Source organism: Streptomyces melanosporofaciens, assembly GCF_900105695.1.
GTDB classification, from domain to species: Bacteria; Actinomycetota; Actinomycetes; order Streptomycetales; family Streptomycetaceae; genus Streptomyces; species Streptomyces antimycoticus.
In genome coordinates this window covers 9,746,367-9,766,511 of record NZ_FNST01000002.1, presented here as the reverse complement: position 1 = coordinate 9,766,511, position 20,145 = coordinate 9,746,367, and the positions used below count along the sequence as shown (strand labels likewise).

The window sequence follows — 20,145 nt, the reverse complement described above, 5'->3', positions numbered from 1 at the left end:
TGCACAGCGCCCCGCGAAGCGCGCCCCGGCTGTCCGGGCCGGCCGCGACGAGCGTGGAGGTGCCCCGGCAATCGGCCACCTTCGACCTCAGCGTCGAGTTCGTCGAGGACGGGGAGGAGCTGCGGGGGCTGCTGGAGTACAGCACCGAGCTGTTCGACACGGCGACCGCCGAGCGGATGGCGGGCCATCTGCTGGTGCTGCTCGACGGGATGGCCGCCGAACCGGACCGGCCGGTGCGGGAGCTGCCCCTGATCACGGACGGCGAGCGGCGGCGGATGACGGCCGCCGGGCGCGGCCCCGCGCTCGCGGTCGCACCGGCCACCTTCCCGGCGATGTTCGAGGCGCAGGCGGCCCGTACGCCGGAGGCGACGGCGCTGGTGGCCTCCGACGCCAGCTACGACTTCGCGGGGCTGAACGCGGCCGCCAACCGGCTGGCGCACCATCTGATCGCCCAGGGTGTGGGACCAGAGCGCGTGGTCGGGGTGAAGCTGCCGCGGACCTCCGACATGGTCGTGGCGATCCTGGGGGTGCTCAAGGCGGGCGGGGTCTATCTGCCCCTCGACCCACAACTCCCCGCCGAGCGCCTCGCGTTCCTCCTGGCCGACGCCGAACCGGCGCTGGTGCTCGACGAGGCCGCCCTGCGCGCCGTCCCCGCCACACTGCCGACGGCCGATCCCACGGCCGCGGACCGGACCGCCGCACTCCACCCCGACAGCGCCGCCTACGTCCTCTACACCTCCGGCTCCACCGGCCGCCCCAAGGGGGTGGCCGTGGAGCACCGGTCGATGGTCAATCTGCTGGTGAGCCACCGGCAGGGCTTTGTGGCGGAGGCGGGCGGCGGGCCGCTGCGCGCGGCGCTGACGGCGTCGTTCTCCTTCGACACCTCGCTGGAGGGGCTGCTCCTGCTGGCGGACGGCCATGAGCTGCACATCATCGACGAGGCAACCCGGCTCGATCCGGCCGCGCTGGTGGCGCGCATCGCCGAGCACCGTATCGACTTCCTCGACCTCACCCCCTCCTATCTGCGGCAGCTTCTGCCGGCGGGGCTGCTGGACCACCCCCGGCACCGCCCGCGGGTGCTGATGCTGGGTGGCGAGGCCCTCGGCCCGTCGCTGTGGCGGCGGCTCGCGGACGCCCCTGGCACGACGGCGTACAACTTCTACGGTCCGACCGAGTGCACCATCGACGCGCTCGCCGCCCGGATCGGCGGTGCCGGGCGGCCGGTGGTGGGCCGGCCACTGGGCAATCTGCGCGCCTATGTGCTCGACTCCCGGCTCCGGCCGGTGCCGGTGGGGGTGGCGGGTGAGCTGTATCTGGCCGGTGCGCAGGTGGCCCGGGGGTACCGGGGCCGTCCGGGGCTGACCGCGTCCCGCTTCGTGGCCGACCCGTACGGGCCCGCCGGGAGCCGGATGTACCGCACCGGCGACCTGGCCCGGTGGACCGCGGAGGGGGAGCTGGACTGCCTCGGCCGCGCGGACGACCAGGTGAAGATCCGGGGCCACCGGATCGAACCGGGCGAGATCGAGGCGGCGTTGCTCGATCTGCCGGCCGTCGCCGAGGCGGCGGTCGTCGCGGTGACCGACGACCGCGGCCACACCCGGCTGGCCGCCTACTACGTGCCCGCCCCGGGCGGTGAGCCGCCCGCCTCCGCCGATCTGCGCGCGGCCCTCGGGCGCACCCTGCCCGGCCATATGGTCCCCGGTGCGTTCGTCGCCCTCGACGCCATGCCGCTCAACTCCAGCGGCAAGCTGGACCGCCGGGCGCTGCCCGCCCCGCGGCCCGACGCGGACCGTCCGGAGGGGACCGCCACGGCCCCGCGCACCGAAACCGAGCGGGAGCTCGCCCGGATCTGGGCCGAGGTGCTGGGCGCCCGGACGGTGGGGGTGAGCGACAACTTCTTCGAGCTGGGCGGCGATTCGATCCTCAGCATCCAGATCGTCTCCCGCGCCCGCCAGGCCGGACTGGCGCTCACCTCGCGGGATGTCTTCCTGCACCAGACCATCGCCGAGCTGGCCGCCGCCGTGACGCCGCGCAGCGCGCCCGGAGGCGCCGAGGAGGAGCGGGCGGACGCGGCGGGTCCGGCGCCGCTCACGCCGATCCAGCACTGGTTCTTCGCCACCCATGGCCCGCTGCGCCACTTCACCATGTCGATGGTCCTCGATCTGCCGCCCGACCTGGACGAGGGCGCGCTGGAGGCCGCGCTGGACGCCGTGGTCGCGCACCACCCGGCCCTGCGCACCCGGTTCGTCCAAGGCGACGACGGCGGGTGGCGCCAGTTCGCGGACGGCGCGACGGGTGGGCCGCTGCTGCGCCACCACGATCTGGCCGGGCTCGACGAGGCCGAGGAGACGGCCGCCGCCGAGGCGGCCGCGGAGGCCGCCCGCGCCGAACTCGACCTGACCACGGGGGCGTTGCTGCGGGGTGCCCTGCTCCGGCGCGGGGCGGGGGCCCGGCCGCGGCTGTTCCTCACCGCACACCATCTCGCCGTGGACAGCGTCTCGTGGCGCATTCTGCTGGGCGATCTGGAGAGCGCCTACCGGCAGGCCGCCGCCGGGGAGCCGGTGCGCCTGGAGCCCGCCTCCACCGCCTTCACCACCTGGGCCCACCGGCTGGGCGAGCAGGTGCGGGAGGGGCTGCTGGACGGCGATCTGGCGTACTGGGAGGACGTACGGGAGGCGGGCGGCGCGGACCTTCCGGTGGATCGCCCGGGCACGGCCACGGCCGGGTCCACCCGCACCGTGCGGGTGACGCTCGACCGCGAGGTCACCGACGGGCTGTTGCGCCGGGTGCCCGGGGTGTACCGGACGCAGATCAACGATGTGCTCCTCAGCGCGCTGGGGCGGGTGCTCGCCGGCTGGACGGGCGAGGACCGGGTGCTGGTGGCCATGGAGGGCCACGGCCGGGAGGAGCTGGACGGGGCCGTCGAGCTGTCCCGGACCGTGGGCTGGTTCACCACGCAGTACCCGGTGGCGCTGACGCTGCCCGCGGGCGGCTGGGGCGCGGTGCTGAGGTCGGTGAAGGAGCAGCTGCGCGCGCTGCCGCGCCGGGGGCTGAGCCATGAGGCACTGGCGTATCTGAGCGCCCCGGACTCCCCCGCGCGGGCGCTCGCCGACGCGCCGCTGCCGGGCATCTGCTTCAACTACCACGGCCAGTGGGGCTCGGGCGGGGACGGTGGCGCGTTCACGCTCACCGGGGAGAGCCTGGGGCGGGATCTGGCCGCCGACGAGCCCTCGGTGTATCCGCTCGATGTGTCCGCGGTGGTGGCGGACGGTGAGCTGGAGCTGACCTGGCTCTTCTCCGACCTGGTCCACGACGCGGCCACGGTGCGGCGGCTCGCGGACGGCATGCTCACGGCGCTGCGGGAGATCGTGGCGCACTGCGACGGACCGGGCGCGGGCGGCCGGACGCCCTCCGACTTCCCCCTGGCCCGGCTGGACCAGGCCGCCGTCGACCGGCTGGTGGGCGACGGACGGGAGATCGAGGACGTCTATCCGCTGACCCCGCTTCAGGAGGGCATGCTCTTCCACCGGCTGGTCGGCGGCGCGGAGGACGTCTACCTCGACCAGGCCGTGCTGACCCTGGAGGGGGTGCGCGACCCGGAGGCGTTCGCCCGAGCCTGGCAGGAGACGGTGGACCGCACGCCGGTGCTCCGCAGTGGCGTCGTCTGGGAGGGCGTGGCACGGCCGCTGCAGATCGTCCGCCACCGGGCCGAGGTGCCCGTGACCCATCTGGACTGGCGCGGGCTGTCCGATGAGCGGCGCGAGGCCGAGCTGGAGCGGTTCCGCGCCGAGGACCTGGCCCTGGGCATCGATCTGGCCGCGCCACCGCTGATGCGGCTGGCCCTCGTCCGGCTGACCGACGCCCGCGTGGCGCTGATCTGGACCTCGCACCATCTCGTCCTGGACGGCTGGAGCCTGGCGCAGGTGTTCACCGAGGTGTGCGAGCGGTACACCGCGGCCGCCCGGGGCCATGCCCCGGCGCTCCCGGCCCGCCGGCCGTTCCGCGACTATCTGCAGTGGCTGGACGGGCAGGACGGTCAGGAGGCCGAACGCCACTGGCGGGACCTGCTCGCGGGCTTCACCGCGCCGACCCCGCTCCCCCGCGACCAGGTGGCCGTGGAGTCCCACCGGGCCCGCTCCTCGGCGACAGTGGCGGTGGCGCTCACCCCCGAGGTGTCGGAGGAGCTGCGCCGTACGGCCCGCGGCGGCGGCCTGACCGTCAACACGATCGTGCAGGGCGCCTGGGCGCTGCTGCTGTCCCGGTACGGCGGTGTGCAGGACGTGGTCTTCGGCACCACCGTCTCGGGCCGTCCGGCGGAGCTGGCCGGGGTCGAGTCGATGGTGGGGATGTTCATCAACACCCTGCCGACCCGGGTCCGGGTGGACGCCGCCCGGAACACCGGTGACTGGCTGCGGGAGCTCCAGATGGCGCAGTCCGCGTCCCGGCGCCATGAATCCGTCTCGCTGGCGCAGGTGTCGGGCTGGAGCGAGCTGCCGGCCGGGACCCCGCTCTTCGACTCCATGGTGGCCTTCGAGAACTATCCCTTCGACGACTCCTCGGCGCGCGAGGCGGGGCTGCGGATCCTCGAGGTGCAATCCGTCGACGCGACCAACTTCGGGCTGAGTCTGCGGGCGCATCTCTCCGACCGGCTGGGCTTCGACCTCGGCTATGACCCGGGGCTGTTCGACGCCCGGACCGCGGCCGCGCTCGCCGACCGGCTGTGCCTGCTGCTCACGGCGATCGCGGCGGACACCGACCGTCCGCTGCGGGCGCTGCCGTGGACCACCGGCGGGGAGCGCCGGCGGATTCTGGTGGAGTGGGGCGGCGGCGCGGCCCCGGCGACACCGGAGCGGACCTTGGTGGAGTTGTTCGAGGAGCAGGCCGCCCGTACCCCCGGGGCCATCGCCGTCTCGTGCGCCGGGGAATCGCTGTCGTACGCCGAACTCGACGCGCGGGCGAGCCGGTTGGCGCATCGGCTGATCACCGAGGGTGCCGGGCGGGAGCGGTATGTGGCGCTGGCGCTGCCCCGTTCGCCGGAGATGATCGTGGCGATCGTGGCGGTGCTGAAGACGGGGGCGGCCTATCTGCCGCTCGACCCGGACCAGCCGTCCGGCCGGATCGCCCGGATGCTCGCCGACGCCGCACCGGTCGTCCTGCTGACCACCACGGCCCGGCAGGCACGGCTCGACGAGGAGGACGACGCCGTCACCGGCGTGGCCCGGCTGTGCCTGGACGACCCCGCCCTGATCGCCGATCTGGAGCGCCGGCCCGCCGCCGTCCCGGCCGGTTCGGGGCCGCTGCCGGACAGCCCCGCCTACGCCATCTACACCTCCGGGTCCACGGGCGTGCCCAAGGGGGTGGTGATCCCGCACGCCAATGTGGTCCGGCTGTTCTCCCGGACCCATGCGTGGTTCTCGTTCGACGCGAGCGATGTGTGGACGCTGTTCCACAGTTACGCCTTCGACTTCTCCGTGTGGGAGATCTGGGGGCCGCTGCTGCACGGCGGCCGGCTCGTGGTCGTGCCGTACGCCGTCTCCCGCTCCCCGGAGGAATTCCTGCGGCTGCTGGTGGACGAGCGGGTGACGGTGCTCAGCCAGACGCCGTCCGCCTTCCAGGGGCTGATGCGCGCGGACGAGGAGAACCCCGGGGCCCGGCTCGCCCTGCGCCGGGTGGTGTTCGGCGGTGAGGCGCTCGACACGCGGCGGCTGGCGGGCTGGTACGCGCGGCATCCGGACACCGCGCCGGTGCTGGTCAACATGTACGGGATCACCGAGACCACCGTGCATGTCACCTACGCCCCACTCGACCGCGCCACCGCGTCCGTCGCGGCGGCCACCGGAAGCGCCATCGGCACCGGCATCCCCGATCTGCGGGTGTATGTGCTGGACGAGGGTCTTCGGCCGGTGCCGCCCGGGGCGGTCGGCGAACTGTTTGTGGCGGGGGCCGGGCTCGCCCGGGGCTATCTGCGCCGCCCGGGGCTGACCGCGTCCCGTTTCGTGGCCGATCCGTACGGGCCCGCGGGGAGCCGGATGTACCGCACCGGCGACCGGGCCCGGTGGACCGCGGACGGGGAGCTGGAGTATCTGGGCCGCGCCGACGACCAGGTGAAGATCCGCGGATTCCGGATCGAGCCCGGGGAGATCGAGGCCGCGCTGGCCGCCCATCCGCGGGTCGGCGACGCGGTGGTGACCGCGCGGGAGGACCAGCCCGGGGTGCGGCGGCTGGTGGCCTATGTGGTGGCCGCCGGTGCGGCCGCGCCACCGGACGCCGCCGAGCTGCGGGAGTTCCTCCAGCGGTCGCTGCCCGCACAGATGATTCCGGCGGCGTTCATGCCGCTGGACGCGCTGCCGCTGACCGTCAACGGCAAGCTGGACCGGGGCGCGCTGCCCGCGCCCGGCCCGGACGGCTTCGCGGCGAGCGCCGAACGGATCGCCCCGCGCACCGAGGCCGAGCGTACGGTGGCGCGGGTGTGGGCCGAGGTCCTCCCGGTCGAGGAGGCCCGGGCGAGCGACGACTTCTTCGCCCTGGGCGGCGATTCGATCCTGGCCATCCGGGTGGCTTCCCGGCTGCGGACGGCCTTCGGCGCGGACGTCACCCCGCGCGCGCTGTTCACCCACACCACCGTGGCCGAGCTCGCCGCCGCGCTGACCGCGTCCACGGAGGGCGGGAGTGCGGCCATCATCCCGGCCGTGCCACGGGACGGGGAACTGCCGCTGTCCTTCGCGCAGGCGCGTCTGTGGTTCCTGGACTCCTTTGACGACGGCGGTACCGAGTATGTGACACCGTTCGCGCTGCGGCTGCGCGGCCGTCTGGACACCGCCGCCCTGCACACCGCCCTGGACGGTCTGGTGGCCCGGCACGAGCCGCTGCGCACCACCTTCGCCGAGGTGGACGGCCGCGGGGTGCAGCGGGTGCACGACCCGTACCCGGTGGCACTGCCCTCGTGCGACCTCACGGACCGTCCCGCGGCCGACCGCGAGCGGGAGCTGGCGCGGCTGCTGGAGCGGGAGGGCGCCACCCCCTTCGATCTGCGCACCGGGCCGCTGCTGCGGGCGTCCCTGATCCGGCTGGACGACGAGGAACACGTGCTCACCCTGACGATGCACCACATCGTCACGGACGGCTGGTCCACCGCTGTCATCGGCGCCGATCTGAGCGAGCTGTACGGCGCGGCGGTCATGGCACGCCCGCCCGCGCTCGCCCCGCTGCCGCTGGGTTACGCCGACTACGCGGCGTGGCAGCGCGATCCGCTCGGCGGCGCGGCGGCGGTGGAGCCGCAGCTGGAGTACTGGCGGGCGCGGCTGGCCGACCTGGAGCCGCTGGAGCTGCCGACCGACCGTCCGCGGCCGGCCGTGCAGACCAGACGCGGGGCACTACTGGAGTTCACCCTGCCCGCCGACCTTGTGGAGCGTCTGCGCGCGGCCGGGCGGCGCGGCGACGCCACCCTCTTCATGACGCTCCTCGCCACCTGCCAGGTGCTGCTCGCCCGCTGGTCGGGCCGGCAGGACATCGCGGTGGGCACCGTGACCTCGGGACGGGAGCGCCCCGAACTGGAGCATCTGGTCGGGATGTTCGTGAACACGCTGGTGCTGCGCACCCGGGTGGACGCCGACCGGTCGTTCCAGGAGCTGCTCAGCCGGGTGCGGGGCACCGTGCTGGACGCCTTCGCCCACCAGGACGTGCCGTTCGAGCGGATCGTGGACGCGCTCCAGCCGGAGCGGGACACCAGCCGCACCCCGCTCTTCCAGGTCATGGTGGCGCTGCACAATCTGGGCGCCGAGGTGCCGGATCTGCCGGGTCTCACCGTGGAGGCCGTCCGGGTCCCGGGCCGGACCGCCGGTTTCGATCTGGGCTTCGACTTCGTGGAGCACCTCGGCGCCCTGACCGGTTTCGTGGAGTACAACACCGATCTGTTCGACGCGGCCACCGTGGAGCGGATGACCCGCCATCTGCGGCTGCTGCTGGAAGCGGTGGCCGAGGACCCGGGGCTGCGGGTGGGCGAACTGCCGCTGCTGACCGCCGAGGAGCGGCGGACCGTGCTGGAGGAGTGGAACGACACCGCGCTCGCGGTGGCGGACACCACCTTCCCCCGCCTCTTCGAGGAGCAGGCCGCCCGCACCCCGGGCGCCACCGCGCTGGTGGCCTCCGACGCCACCTACGACTTCGCTGGGCTGGGTGCCCGCGCCAACCGGCTGGCCCACCATCTGATCGCCCTCGGCGTGGGCCCGGAGAAGGTGGTCGCGGTCAGCCTTCCGCGCACCGCCGATCTGCTGGTGGCCCTGCTCGCCGTCCTCAAGTCGGGCGGTACGCATCTGTACGTCGACCCCGAATTGCCTGCCGAGCGCGCGCGATTCCTGCTGCGGGACGCCGCACCCGAGGTCGTCCTCACCCCCGAGGTCCTGCGGGACGCGCCCCTGGACGGGCTGCCGGACACCGATCCCACCGACGCCGACCGGCTGTCCCCGCTGCTCCCCGGGCACACCGCGTACATCACCTACACCTCGGGGTCCACTGGCCGCCCCAAGGGCGTCGCCGTCGAGCACCGACAGCTGGTCAACCTCTGCCTCGACCACGCGGCCGAGCTCATCGCACCGCATCAGGCCGAGGCGGGCCGTCCGCTGCGCGCGGCGCTGACCGCCGCGTTCACCTTCGACACGTCCTGGGAGGGCGCGGTGTTCCTGGCCGCGGGCCAGGAGGTGCATCTGGTCGACGACGCGGTACGGCTCGACCCGGCCGCCCTCGTGGCGCTGATCGACGCCCGTGGCGTGGACTTCGTCGACCTCACCCCGTCGTACCTCCATGAGCTGATGGCGGCCGGGCTGTTCGCCCAGGGGCGCCACCACCCCCGGATCGTCATGGTGGGCGGGGAGGCCCTCGGGACGGCGCTGTGGCGGGAGCTGCGAGCGGTGCCGGGCGTGGCGGCGTACAACTTCTACGGGCCCACCGAATGCACCGTGGACGCGGTCTACGGCGACCTGGCCGGTCTCGGCGAGCGCCCGCTCATCGGACGGCCCGGCCGCAATCTGCGGGCGTACGTCCTGGACGGCGCGCTGCGGCCGGTGCCGCCCGGTGTCCCCGGTGAGCTCCATCTGGCCGGGGCCCAGGTCGCCCGCGGCTATCTGCGCCGCCCCGGGCTCACCGCGAGGCATTTCGTCGCCGATCCGAACGGCCCTCCCGGCAGCCGGATGTACCGCACCGGCGACCGGGCGCGCTGGACGGCGGACGGGGCGCTGGAGTTCCTCGGCCGCGCCGACGAGCAGCTCAAGATCCGTGGGTTGCGGATCGAGCCCGGGGAGATCGAGGCCGCGCTGCTGGACCATCCGGCGCTCCAGGAGGCGGTGGTGGTGGCCCGCGAGGACACCGGCCACCGGCGGCTGGTGGCCTATCTGGTGCCCGCCGGTCCCGCCGACTCCCCCGCCCCGGCCGCCGTAGCGCCCGATGAGGCCGACGTTTCGCCCGCTCCGGCCGTCGATGCTCCCGATCCGGTGGAGTTGCGCGCCCTGCTCAAGCGCACCCTGCCCGACTACATGGTCCCGGCCGCCTTCGTGACGCTGGAGCGGATGCCCCGCACCGACAGCGGCAAGGTCGACCGGCGCGCGCTGCCCGCTCCCCCCGACCGGCCGGAGCAGGGCTCGCCGTATGTGGCGCCCCGCACCCCTGCCGAGACGGTGCTGGCGGGCGTCTGGGCCGAGGTGCTGGGCGTCCCCCGGGTGGGTGTGGAGGACAACTTCTTCGCCCTGGGCGGCGATTCGATCCTCAGCATCCAGATCGTCTCCCGCGCCCGCCGGGCCGGGCTGACCCTCACCTCCAAGGACGTCTTCCGCCACCAGACCGTCGCCGAGCTCGGGTTGAGCGTCGAGACCGCCCGGCGGCAGCCGCTTCCCGAGCCCGCCGGGGCGGTGGCCGGACCGGCGCCGCTGACCCCGATCCAGCACTGGTATCTGGACGGGCGGCGGCCCGGCGAGCGACACCACTTCACCATGAGCCACCGGCTGGAGCTCACCGGCGACCTCGACGAGGCCGCCCTGCGGCAGGCGGTGGACGCCCTGGTGGCGCAGCACGCGGCGCTGCGCACCCGCTTCCTGGCCGTCGACGGACAGTGGCGGCAGGAGGTCCTTCCCGCCGCCCCCGACGGTGTCCTGGAGCGGCACGACCTGTCCGGACTGGACGAGGCGGCACGCGCCGCCGCCGTACAGGAGGCCACGGTCGCGGCGCAGGCGGGGCTGGACATCACCGAGGGGGCCGTACTGCGGGTCCTGCTGTTCACCTTCGGCCCCGGGCGGCCGCCCGAGCTGCTGCTCACCGCCCACCATCTGGTGGTGGACGGCGTCTCCTGGCGGGTGCTGCTCGGCGACCTGGAGACCGCCTACCGCCGCGCCGCCGCCGGTGGCCCGGCCACTCTGCCCCCGGCGAGCAGCGCCTTCACGCGGTGGGCGGCCCGGCTGGCGGAACACGTGCGCTCCGGCGGGCTCGACGGCGATCTGGCGTACTGGACGGGCGTGGCGCGCTCCGGGCCCGCCGCGCTCCCCGTCGACCGCGAGGGCCCGAACACCCATGAGACGGCGGCCACGGTGACCACGGTCCTCGGCCGGGCCGAGACCGCGGCGCTGCTGCGTCAGGTCCCCGGTGTCTACCGGACGCGGATCAACGATGTGCTGCTGGGCGCGCTCGGCCGGGCGCTCGCGCGCTGGACCGGTGGGGACACGGTGCTGATCGGCGTGGAGGGACACGGCCGCGAGGATCTCTTCGAGGACCTGGATCTCTCCCGTACGGTCGGCTGGTTCACCTCCGAATACCCGCTCGCGCTGGCCGTCGACGCCGAGGCGGGGTGGCGCGACATCCTCCGGTCCGTCAAGGAACAGCTCCGCGCCGTCCCGCACCACGGGCTCGGCTACGGCGCGCTGCGCCATCTGGCCCCCGAAGGCTCCCCGGCCGGGGAGCTGCGGGGCCACGCGTCGCCGCAGATCGTGTTCAACTACCACGGCCAGTGGGAGGTGGTGGCGGACGACGGCGGCGCGGCCCCCGGTCTCTACCGCGCCGCTCTCCCCGTGACCGGCCAGGACGCCCCGCCCGGGGAGACCCGCCCATGTCTGCTGGAGGTCACCGGCGCGGTCCAGGACGGCCGTCTGGAGCTGGGCTGGAGCTATCCGGCCCGGAGGTACGACGAGGCGACCGTGCGGCGGCTCGCGGACGACTGTCTGGCCGCGCTGAAGGAGATCGTCGCGCACTGCGCGGAGCCCGGCGCGGGCGGGCGCACACCGTCCGACTTCCCGCTCGCCCGGCTCGACCAGCGCCAGGTGGACCTGGTCGCCGGTGACGGCGGCGCGGTGGAGGACGTCTATCCGCTGACCCCGCTCCAGGCCGGCATGCTCTTCCATGGGCTCGTGGACAGCGGTGCCACCGGTGGCGCCTACTTCGACCAGATCGCGATCCGGATCGGCGGGATCGCCGACCCGGACGCCTTCGCGGCCGCGTGGCAGCGGGTGGTGGACCGTACGCCGGTGCTGCGCAGCTCCGTCCGCTGGGAGGGGCTCGCCGAGCCCGTCCAGCTCGTCCACCGCCAAGCCGAGTTGCCCACCACCCGGCTGGACTGGCGGGGGCTGACGCCGTCCGCGCGGGAGGAGGCGCTGGGCCGGCTGCTGGCCGAGGACCGCGCCGCCGGGATGGAGCTCACCTCCGCCCCGCTGAGCCGGATCGCGGTGGCCGGACTGCCCGATGACGAGGTCATGCTGGTGTGGACCTCGCACCATCTGATGCTGGACGGCTGGAGCACCGGGCAGATCTTCGCCGAGGTGTGCGAGACCTACGCGGCCCTCGTCGCCGGGCGCACACCGCGGCCGACCGCGCGCCGGCCCTTCCGGGACTTCCTGCGCTGGCTGCGCGGGCAGGACCAGGAGCGGGCGGAGCACCACTGGCGCGGGGTGCTGGCGGGGTTCGGCGCCCGCACGCCGCTGCCGTACGACCGGCCGCCCCGGGAGGCGCATCGCACCACCTCGACCGCGCTGACCCGGCTGGAGCTGACCGAGGAGGTGTCCGCCCGGCTGCGGGAGACGGCGCGCGGCGGCGGGCTGACGGTCAACACGGTGGTGCAGGGGGCGTGGGCGCTGCTGCTGACGCGGTACGGCGGTGAGCGCGATGTGGTGTTCGGCACCACCGTCTCGGGCCGTCCGGAGGGGCTTCCGGGCGTGGAGACGATGGTCGGCATGTTCATCAACACGGTCCCCACCCGGGCCGTGGCCGAGGGCGGCCGTGAGGTCGTGGAGTGGCTGCGGGAACTTCAGGCGCAGCAGAGCGAGTCGCGCCGATTCGACTTCGTCGCCCTCCCCCGGATCCAGGCCCTCAGCGCGCTTCCGGCCGGTGAGGCGCTCTTCGACAGCATGGTGGTGTTCGAGAACTACCCCTTCGACGAGGCGTCGGCGGCCGGTGCCGGGATTCGTGTCCGGGAGGTGCGGGCCGAGGACGCCACCAGTTTCCCGCTGTGTCTGCGCGCCTATCTCGGCGACCGGCTGGGCTTCGACATCGCCTACGATCCGGCGCTGTTCGACGCGGCCACGGTGGAGCGGGCGGCGGCCCATCTTCGGACGCTGCTGACCGGGATCGCGGACGGCGCCGGACGGTCGCTGGACGAGCTGCCGCTGCTGACGGCGTCGGAGCGCCTCCGGGCGATGGGCGAGTGGAACGCCACCGCCCGGCCGCTGCCAAAGGACTCGCTGGCCGGGTTGTTCGCCGAGCGGGTCCGCCGTGCTCCGGACGCCGTGGCCGTTACCGACGGCGCCACTTCGCTCAGCTATGCCCAACTCGACGACTGGTCGGGCCGGTTGGCGGGTCACCTGGTGCGGTCCGGGGTGCGGCCGGAGGATCGGGTGGCGCTGCTCATGGACCGGTCGGTGGAGCTGGTCGTGGCCCAGCTGGCGGTGGTCAGGGCCGGTGGGGTGTACGTCCCGGTGGACGTCCGCGCTCCGGGCGATCGGCGGCGGACGCTGCTGGACCAGGCGGGCGCCGTGGTCGTGCTGACGCCGGAGGAGGTGGCCGCCGCGCGGGAGGGCGAGCCGATGGCGCAGGTGGTGCCGGTGCACCGGGACCAGTTGGCGTATGTGATGTTCACCTCCGGGTCGACCGGTGTGCCCAAGGCCGTGGGGGTGCGCCATCGCGATGTGGCGGCGCTCGCCCTCGACCGTGCCTTCGCCGGTGGCGGCCACGAGCGGGTGCCGCTGCATTCGCTGGTGGCGTTCGACGCCGCCACCTACGAGATGTGGGTGCCGCTGCTGGGCGGTGGCCGGGTGGTGGTGACATCGGGCGAGCTGGACGCGGCGGCGGTGCGCCGGCTGGTGGCCGGGCAGCGGATCACCGGACTGTGGCTGACCGCCGGGCTGTTCCGGCTGCTGGCGCAGGACGCGCCGGACTGCTTCGCGGGGCTGCGCGAGGTGTGGACGGGTGGCGATGTGGTGCCCGCGGCCTCGGTGCGCCGGGTGCTGGAGCGCTGCCCCGGGCTGACCGTGGTGGACGGGTACGGGCCGACCGAGACGACGACCTTCGCCACGGCCTTCCCGATGTCCCGCGCCGACGAGGTGCCCGAGGTGGTGCCGATCGGCCGGCCGCTGGACAACATGCGGGTCCACGTCCTGGATGCGCGGCTGCGGATCGTGCCGCCGGGGGTGGTCGGGGAGCTTTTCATCGCCGGGGAAGGGGTGGCGCGTGGCTACCTCGGCCGTCCCGGTCCGACCGCCGCGGCGTTCCTCGCCGATCCGTACGGGCCCGCCGGGGAGCGGATGTACCGCACCGGCGATCTGGCGCGCCGGCGGCCGGACGGCACGGTGGAATTCCTCGGCCGCGCGGATGACCAGGTCAAGGTCCGTGGCTTCCGGATCGAACCGGGCGAGGTGGAGGGGGTGCTGGCCGGGCATCCGGAGGTGGCGGACGTCGCCGTGGTCGCCCGCAGCGGCGGGCCCGGCGGGAAACGGCTGGTGGCCTATGTGGTGGCCGGTGGCGCCGCCGCGGTGGACGGAGAGCGGCTGCGGGCGTACGCGGCGGAGCGGCTGCCGGACTACATGGTGCCGTCCGCCGTCGTCCCGTTGGAGGCGCTGCCGCTCGGCGCCACCGGGAAGCTGGACCGCGCGGCACTGCCCGCCCCGGGCCCGGACATCCGCCGCACGCCCTACCGCGCACCGCGCGAGGGGACCGAACAGGCCGTGGCGGCGGTGTGGGCCGAGGTGCTGGCGGTGGAACGGGTCGGCGCCGGGGACAACTTCTTCGAGCTCGGCGGCGACTCGATCCTCTCCATCCGGCTCACCTCACGGCTGCGGGAGGTGCTCGGGGTGGAGCCCTCGCCCCGCCTGGTGTTCACCCATCCGACCGTCGCCGCCCTGGCCGAGGCGCTCGGTGGCGCGGACGGCCGCACCGGGGACCGGCCCGCCCCGATCACACCGGTGGCCCGGGACGGCGAGCTGCCGCTGTCGTATCCGCAGCAACGTCTGTGGTTCCTGGACTCCTTCGCACCGGACAGCGCCGAGTACATCACCCCGCTGGCGCTGCGGATGCGCGGTGCCCTCGATGTGGACGCGCTCGGTGCGGCGTTGACCGCGCTGGTGGCCCGGCATGAGTCGCTGCGGACCACCTTCGACGCGGTGGACGGCCGTGGCGTGCAGATCGTGCACGACCCCTGGGAGATCCGGCTCGAGCCGTACGACCTGTCCCACCTCCCCGCCGACGGTCGGGAGGCGGAGCTGGTGGAGCTGCTGGCGTACGAACGGGCGCGCCCGTTCGATCTGCGGCGCGGACCGCTGCTGCGGACCGGGCTGATCCGGCTCGGCGTCCAGGAGCATGTGCTGAGCCTGACGCTGCATCACATCATCACCGACGGCTGGTCCACCGGTGTGCTCACCGGCGATCTGCGGGAGCTGTACCGGGCGGCGCTGAGCGGTGAGCCCGCGGCGCTGCCCCCGCTGCCGGTGCACTACGCGGACTTCGCCGCCTGGCAGCGCACCGAGCTCACCGCTCCCCGCGCGGATGAGGAACTGGCGTACTGGACACGCCAGTTGGGCGGGGTGCCGCCGCTGGAGCTGCCCACCGACCGGCCCCGGCCCGCGGTGCGGACGAAGAACGGCGCGACCGTGGAGTTCACGGTGCCCGCCGAGGTGAGCCTGCGCCTCAAGGAGTTCGGGCACACGCGGGGGGCCACCCTGTTCATGACGCTGGTGGCGGCGTCCCAGATCCTGCTGGCCCGGCTGTCGGGCGGGCGGGACATCGCCGTGGGCACCGTCACCTCGGGGCGGGAGCGCCCCGAGGTGGAGCGGCTGATCGGCTTCTTCGTCAACACCCTGGTGCTGCGCTCCACGGTCGATCCGCGGGCCCGGTTCGGGGACTTCCTGGCCGAGGTGCGCGGCACCGTCCTGGACGCGTTCGCCCATCAGGCGGTGCCGTTCGAGCGGGTGGTGGACGAGGTGCGGCCGGTTCGGGACACCAGCCGGACCCCGCTGTTCCAGGCGATGGTGGTGCTGCAGAACGCCCCGGGTCGGGCGCTGGAGCTGCCCGGTCTGGAGCTGGCGGACGTGGAGCTGGAGACCGACACCGCCGCCTTCGACCTCACCTTCGAGTTCGCCGAGGCCGAGGGAGGCGTGCTGCGCGGGCTGATCGGCTACGGCACCGATCTGTTCGACGCCTCGACCGTGGAGCGGATGGGCGCGGCCCTGCGGGCGCTGCTCACCGGGATCGCCGAGGATCCGCGGCGGCCGGTGGGCGCGCTGCCGCTGACCACCCCCGCCGAGCTGCGGCGCACCCTGATCGAGTGGAACGACACCCGGCGGGAGGTGGACCGGGCCACGCTGCGCGAGCTGTTCGAGCGGCAGGCGGCCGTCTCCCCGGACGCCACGGCCGTGCGGTACGGGAAGGGCGATCTCACCTTCGCCGAGCTGGAGACGGCCGCGAACCGGCTGGCGCACCGGCTGATCGGCCAGGGTGTGGGGCCGGAGCGCCTGGTGGCGCTGGTGCTGCCGCGCTCGGTGGAGATGCTGGTGGCGCAGCTGGCAGTGGCGAAGGCGGGCGGTGCGTTCCTGCCGGTCGACCCCGGCTATCCCGAGGAGCGGGTGGCGTTCATGCTGCGGGACGCCGCGCCCTCGGTGGTGCTCGACGACGCGGCCTCGGTATGGGCCGAGGAGGGTCCCGCCGGGCCACCGCCCGGCCGTGGCCTGACGCCGGACCATCCGGCGTATGTCATCTACACCTCCGGATCCACCGGGGTGCCCAAGGCGGTCGTGGTCACCCATGCGGGGCTGGCCAGTTTCTCGGCGGCCGCGGCCGCGCACTACGACGTGCGGACCGGGGACCGTGTGCTGCAGTTCTCCTCCCCCAGCTTCGACGCCGCCGTCCTGGAACTGTGCGTCTCGCTGCCCCGTGGCGCGGCGCTGGTGATCGGTGACGAGGGCCCGCTGCTGGGCGAGCGGCTGGCCGAGGTGCTCGGCGGGCAGCGGATCACCCATGCGCTGATCCCCCCGGCCGCGCTGGCCACCGTGCCGGAGGCGGCATGGCGGGCGGGGCTGCCGGATCTCAAGACCCTGATCGTCGGCGGTGACGCCTGCTCCGCCGAGCTGGTGGACCGCTGGGCACCGGGCCGCCGCCTGGTCAACTCCTACGGCCCGACGGAGGCCACGGTGGTGAGCACCTGGTCCGGGCCGCTCACGACGGGGTCGGGGGCGCCACCGATCGGCCGGCCGATCCCGAACACCCGGGTCTATGTACTGGACGAGGCGCTGCGCCCGGTGCCGGTGGGCGTGGCCGGGGAGCTGTATGTGGCGGGCGTGGGTCTGGCGCGCGGCTATCTGGGCCACCCGGGGCTGACCGCCGCACGGTTCGTGGCCGATCCGTTCGGCCCCGCGGGCGGCCGGATGTACCGCACCGGCGATGTGGTGCGGTGGAGCGGCGACGGTGAGCTGAGGTTCCTGGGCCGGGCCGACGACCAGGTCAAGGTGCGGGGCTTCCGGATCGAACTCGGCGAGGTGGAGAGCGCGCTACGGCGCAGTCCGGAGGTGCGGGAAGCGGTGGTCGCCGTACGGGAGACCGCCCCGACGCCGGAGCAGCCCTCCGGTGGGAAGCGCCTGGTGGGCTATGTCGTCCCGGCGCCGGGCGCCTCGCCGACCGCCGCCTCGCTGCGCGACGCCCTGGGGCGGACCCTTCCCTCCCATATGGTGCCGTCGGCGTTCGCCACCCTGGACGCCCTTCCGCTCACCGCCCACGGCAAGGTCGACCGGCGGGCGCTGCCCGATCCGGACCCGGCACCCGTCACCTCCGGTGGGGGCCATGTCGCCCCACGCACCCCGATGGAGCGCCGGATCGCGGACATCTGGGCGGATGTGCTCGGTCTGGAACGGGTGGGCGTGGAGGACAACTTCTTCGACCTCGGCGGGGATTCCATCCTCAGCATCCAGGTGGTCTCCCGCGCCCGCCAGGCCGGGCTCCGGCTGACCACCAAGGATCTGTTCGCCCATCAGTCGGTGGCCGCGCTCGCCACCGTGGCCACGGCCGAACGGGACGAGGGCCCCGCGGCGCCGGTGACCGGGACGCTTCCGCTCACCCCGATCCAGCGCTGGTTCTTCGCCACCCACACCGTGAATCCACGCCACTTCAACCAGTCCACCCTGCTGGAGCTGCACCAGGAACCGGACGAGAAGGCGCTGGAGGGGGCGCTGGCCGCGCTCCTGGTCCACCATGACGCGCTGCGCACCCGGTTCACCGAGGACGGCGGCGAGTGGCGGAGCCACGTCCCCGAACCGGAGGCCGGGATCGACGTCCTGGACCGCCACGACCTGTCCGGTCTCCCGGCGCGGGAGGCGGACGCGGCGATGGAGAAGGCGGCCGACGCGCTCCACGCGGACTTCGACCTCGGCCGGGGGCCGCTGCTGAAGGCCGCGCTGTTCCGCTTCGGCGCGGACCGGCGGCCGTTCCTCTTCCTGACCGCGCACCATCTGGTCATCGACGGGGTGTCCTGGCGGATCCTGCTGGACGATCTGGACATCGCCTATCAGCAGGGCGCGCGGGGCGAACCGGTGGACCTCGGCTCCAGGACCACCGCCTTCCGCGACTGGGCGAGGGGGCTCGCCGAGCATGTCGCGGGCGGCGCCCTGGACCATGAGACCGACCACTGGTGCGGGGCGCTCGACGCCCGGCCACTGCCGGTCGACCATCAGGTGGCCGCGCCGGGGGCCGAGATCCGTACGGTGCCGGTCGAGCTCGGTGAGCGGGACACCGAGGCGCTGCTGCGCTCGGCGCCCACCGCCTATCGCACCCGGATCAACGATGTGCTGCTCGCCGCCCTCGCACTGGCGCTGTCCCGCTGGACAGGCCAGGAGCGGGTCTCCGTGGAGCTGGAGGGCCATGGGCGCGAGGACATCCTGGACGGGGTCGATCTCTCCCGCACGGTGGGCTGGTTCACCACCATGTACCCGGTCTCCTTCGAGCTGCCGGAGATCCCCGAGGGCGGGCCGGCCGACTGGCGCGGTCTGGTCAAGTCGGTCAGGCGGCGGCTGCGGACCGTCCCCGGCAACGGCTTCGGCTTCGGGGCGCTGCGGGCCTTCGGCCCACCGGAGCTGCGCGAGCGGCTGTCCCGCGACGGCACCGGGCCACAGATCGTGTTCAACTACCTGGGCCAGTGGGACGCCCGGTCGGCGCGGTCCCAGGGCGGTCTGGTGCACGCCGAACACGGGTCGTTCGGCCAGGACCACGACCCGCGCGAGGGCGGTTCCCATCTGCTGGAGGTGGTGGGCGCGGTGCAGGACGGCCGGCTCGGCTTCACCTGGCGCTACCGCCCCGATGTGCACGAGAGGGCGACCGTGGAGGCGGTGGCCGGGGACTTCGCGGAGGCGCTGCGCCGGATCGCCGAGGACTGCCGGAGCGCCGTATGACCGCGGCCCCGCCGGTGTCCCCGCCGGTCCCCCTCTCGCGCAACCGGGACTACCGACTGCTGTGGGGCAGTCAGGCGCTCTCGGAGTTCGGCTTCCACGCGGCGGTGATCGCGTTTCCGCTGCTGGTCCTCGCACTCACCGGCTCCGGCGCCGCCTCCGGTCTGGTCATGGGCACCATCGCCGCCGCGCAGATGGTGGTGGGGCTTCCGGCGGGTGTCCTGGTGGACCGCTACGACCGCAAGGCCATCATGCTGGGCTGCGAGGCGGCCCAGGCGGTCTCCGCGATCAGCCTGGTGGTCGCCGTGTGGGCCGGTGCGGCCACCGTCTGGCACATGGTGGCGGTGGCGGCGGTGTTCGGGGCGAGCGCGGCGCTCTTCGAACCGGCGGAGAACGCGTCGCTGCCGGCCCTGGTGGCGGACGACCATCTGCCCACGGCCGTGGCGATGAACACGGCACGTGCCTCGATGGGCCAGCTGGCGGGCACCGCGACCGGAGGATTCCTGTTCGCCGTGGGGCGGTTCGTCCCCTTCCTGGTGGACGCCGTGACGCATACGCTCTCCTTCGTCGCACTGCTCTTCGTCAGGCTGCCCCGGCGCGAGCGGCCCCCCGGCGGGGCTGGCCCGCTGGGCCGTGAGGCGCTGGCCGGGCTGCGGTGGGTGTGGCGGGAGCGCAGGATCCGGGTCACCGTGGCGTGCGCGGTGGTGCTCAATCTGTTCTTCAGCGCCTTCTACCTCGTCGTCATCGTGCTAGCCGAGTCCCGGGGGTGCCCTCCGGGGAGGTCGGTGTGATGGCGGCCATGCTCGGGGTGGGCGGGGTGGCCGGCGCACTGGTGGCGCCCGTACTGCACCGGCGACTGGGTTCGTACGGCGCCATCGTCGCGGTGTTCTGGGCCCTGGCCGTGTTCGCCCCGGTCACCGTGCTGGTGGACAGCGGCTATCTCATCGGGGTGCTGTTCGCCCTGATGGCGCTGTTCCCGTCGACGGCGAACACCGCGATCATGACCGATCAGCTGCTGCGCACCCCGGACGAGCTGCGCGGCAGGCTCACCAGCACGCTCGTGCTGGCCTGTGGTGCCGCGGGCGCGGCCGGTCCCGCGCTGGGCGGATCGCTCGCCCAGGTCATGCCGGGCGACCGGGCGATCCTGCTCTGCGCGGCGGGGATGACCGCCGCGGCCGTCCTGGCCACCGCCAGCCCGACCCTGCGCACGCTGTCCCGGCGCCATGAGGAGGGGCGGCCGACCCAAGCCGACTGA

Annotated in this window: 3 protein-coding genes (1 of these 3 cut by a window edge); all 3 read left to right on the top strand. The window is 74.3% G+C overall.

Annotation, left to right across the window (positions count from 1 at the left end; translation table 11 throughout):
- Tightly spaced (each overlapping or abutting the next), the 3 genes in view from BLV72_RS44115 to BLV72_RS51315 form a layout consistent with a single transcriptional unit that may run on beyond the window.
- Positions 1-18,893, top strand: the 3' portion of a protein-coding gene (locus tag BLV72_RS44115) for a non-ribosomal peptide synthase/polyketide synthase (RefSeq protein ID WP_244321308.1). The gene continues 1,213 nt to the left of window position 1, outside the view; only the last 18,893 of its 20,106 coding nucleotides appear in the window; its start codon lies beyond the left edge, outside the window; the stop codon is at positions 18,891-18,893.
- The gene (locus tag BLV72_RS51320; RefSeq protein ID WP_280143044.1) at positions 18,890-19,681 is read left to right on the top strand and encodes an MFS transporter; all 792 of its coding nucleotides are present in this window, start codon (positions 18,890-18,892) and stop codon (positions 19,679-19,681) included. Before BLV72_RS44115 ends, BLV72_RS51320 begins: the two co-directional genes overlap by 4 nt.
- The gene (locus tag BLV72_RS51315; protein WP_280143043.1) at positions 19,681-20,145 is read left to right on the top strand and encodes an MFS transporter; all 465 of its coding nucleotides are present in this window, start codon (positions 19,681-19,683) and stop codon (positions 20,143-20,145) included. Before BLV72_RS51320 ends, BLV72_RS51315 begins: the two co-directional genes overlap by 1 nt.

What these genes read in the sequence shown, in the direction of transcription:
- BLV72_RS51315 (WP_280143043.1), top strand. Translation starts at nt 19,681, where the DNA reads ATGGCGGCCATGCTCGGGGTGGGCGGGGTGGCCGGCGCACTGGTGGCG.
- BLV72_RS51320 (WP_280143044.1), top strand. Translation starts at nt 18,890, where the DNA reads ATGACCGCGGCCCCGCCGGTGTCCCCGCCGGTCCCCCTCTCGCGCAAC.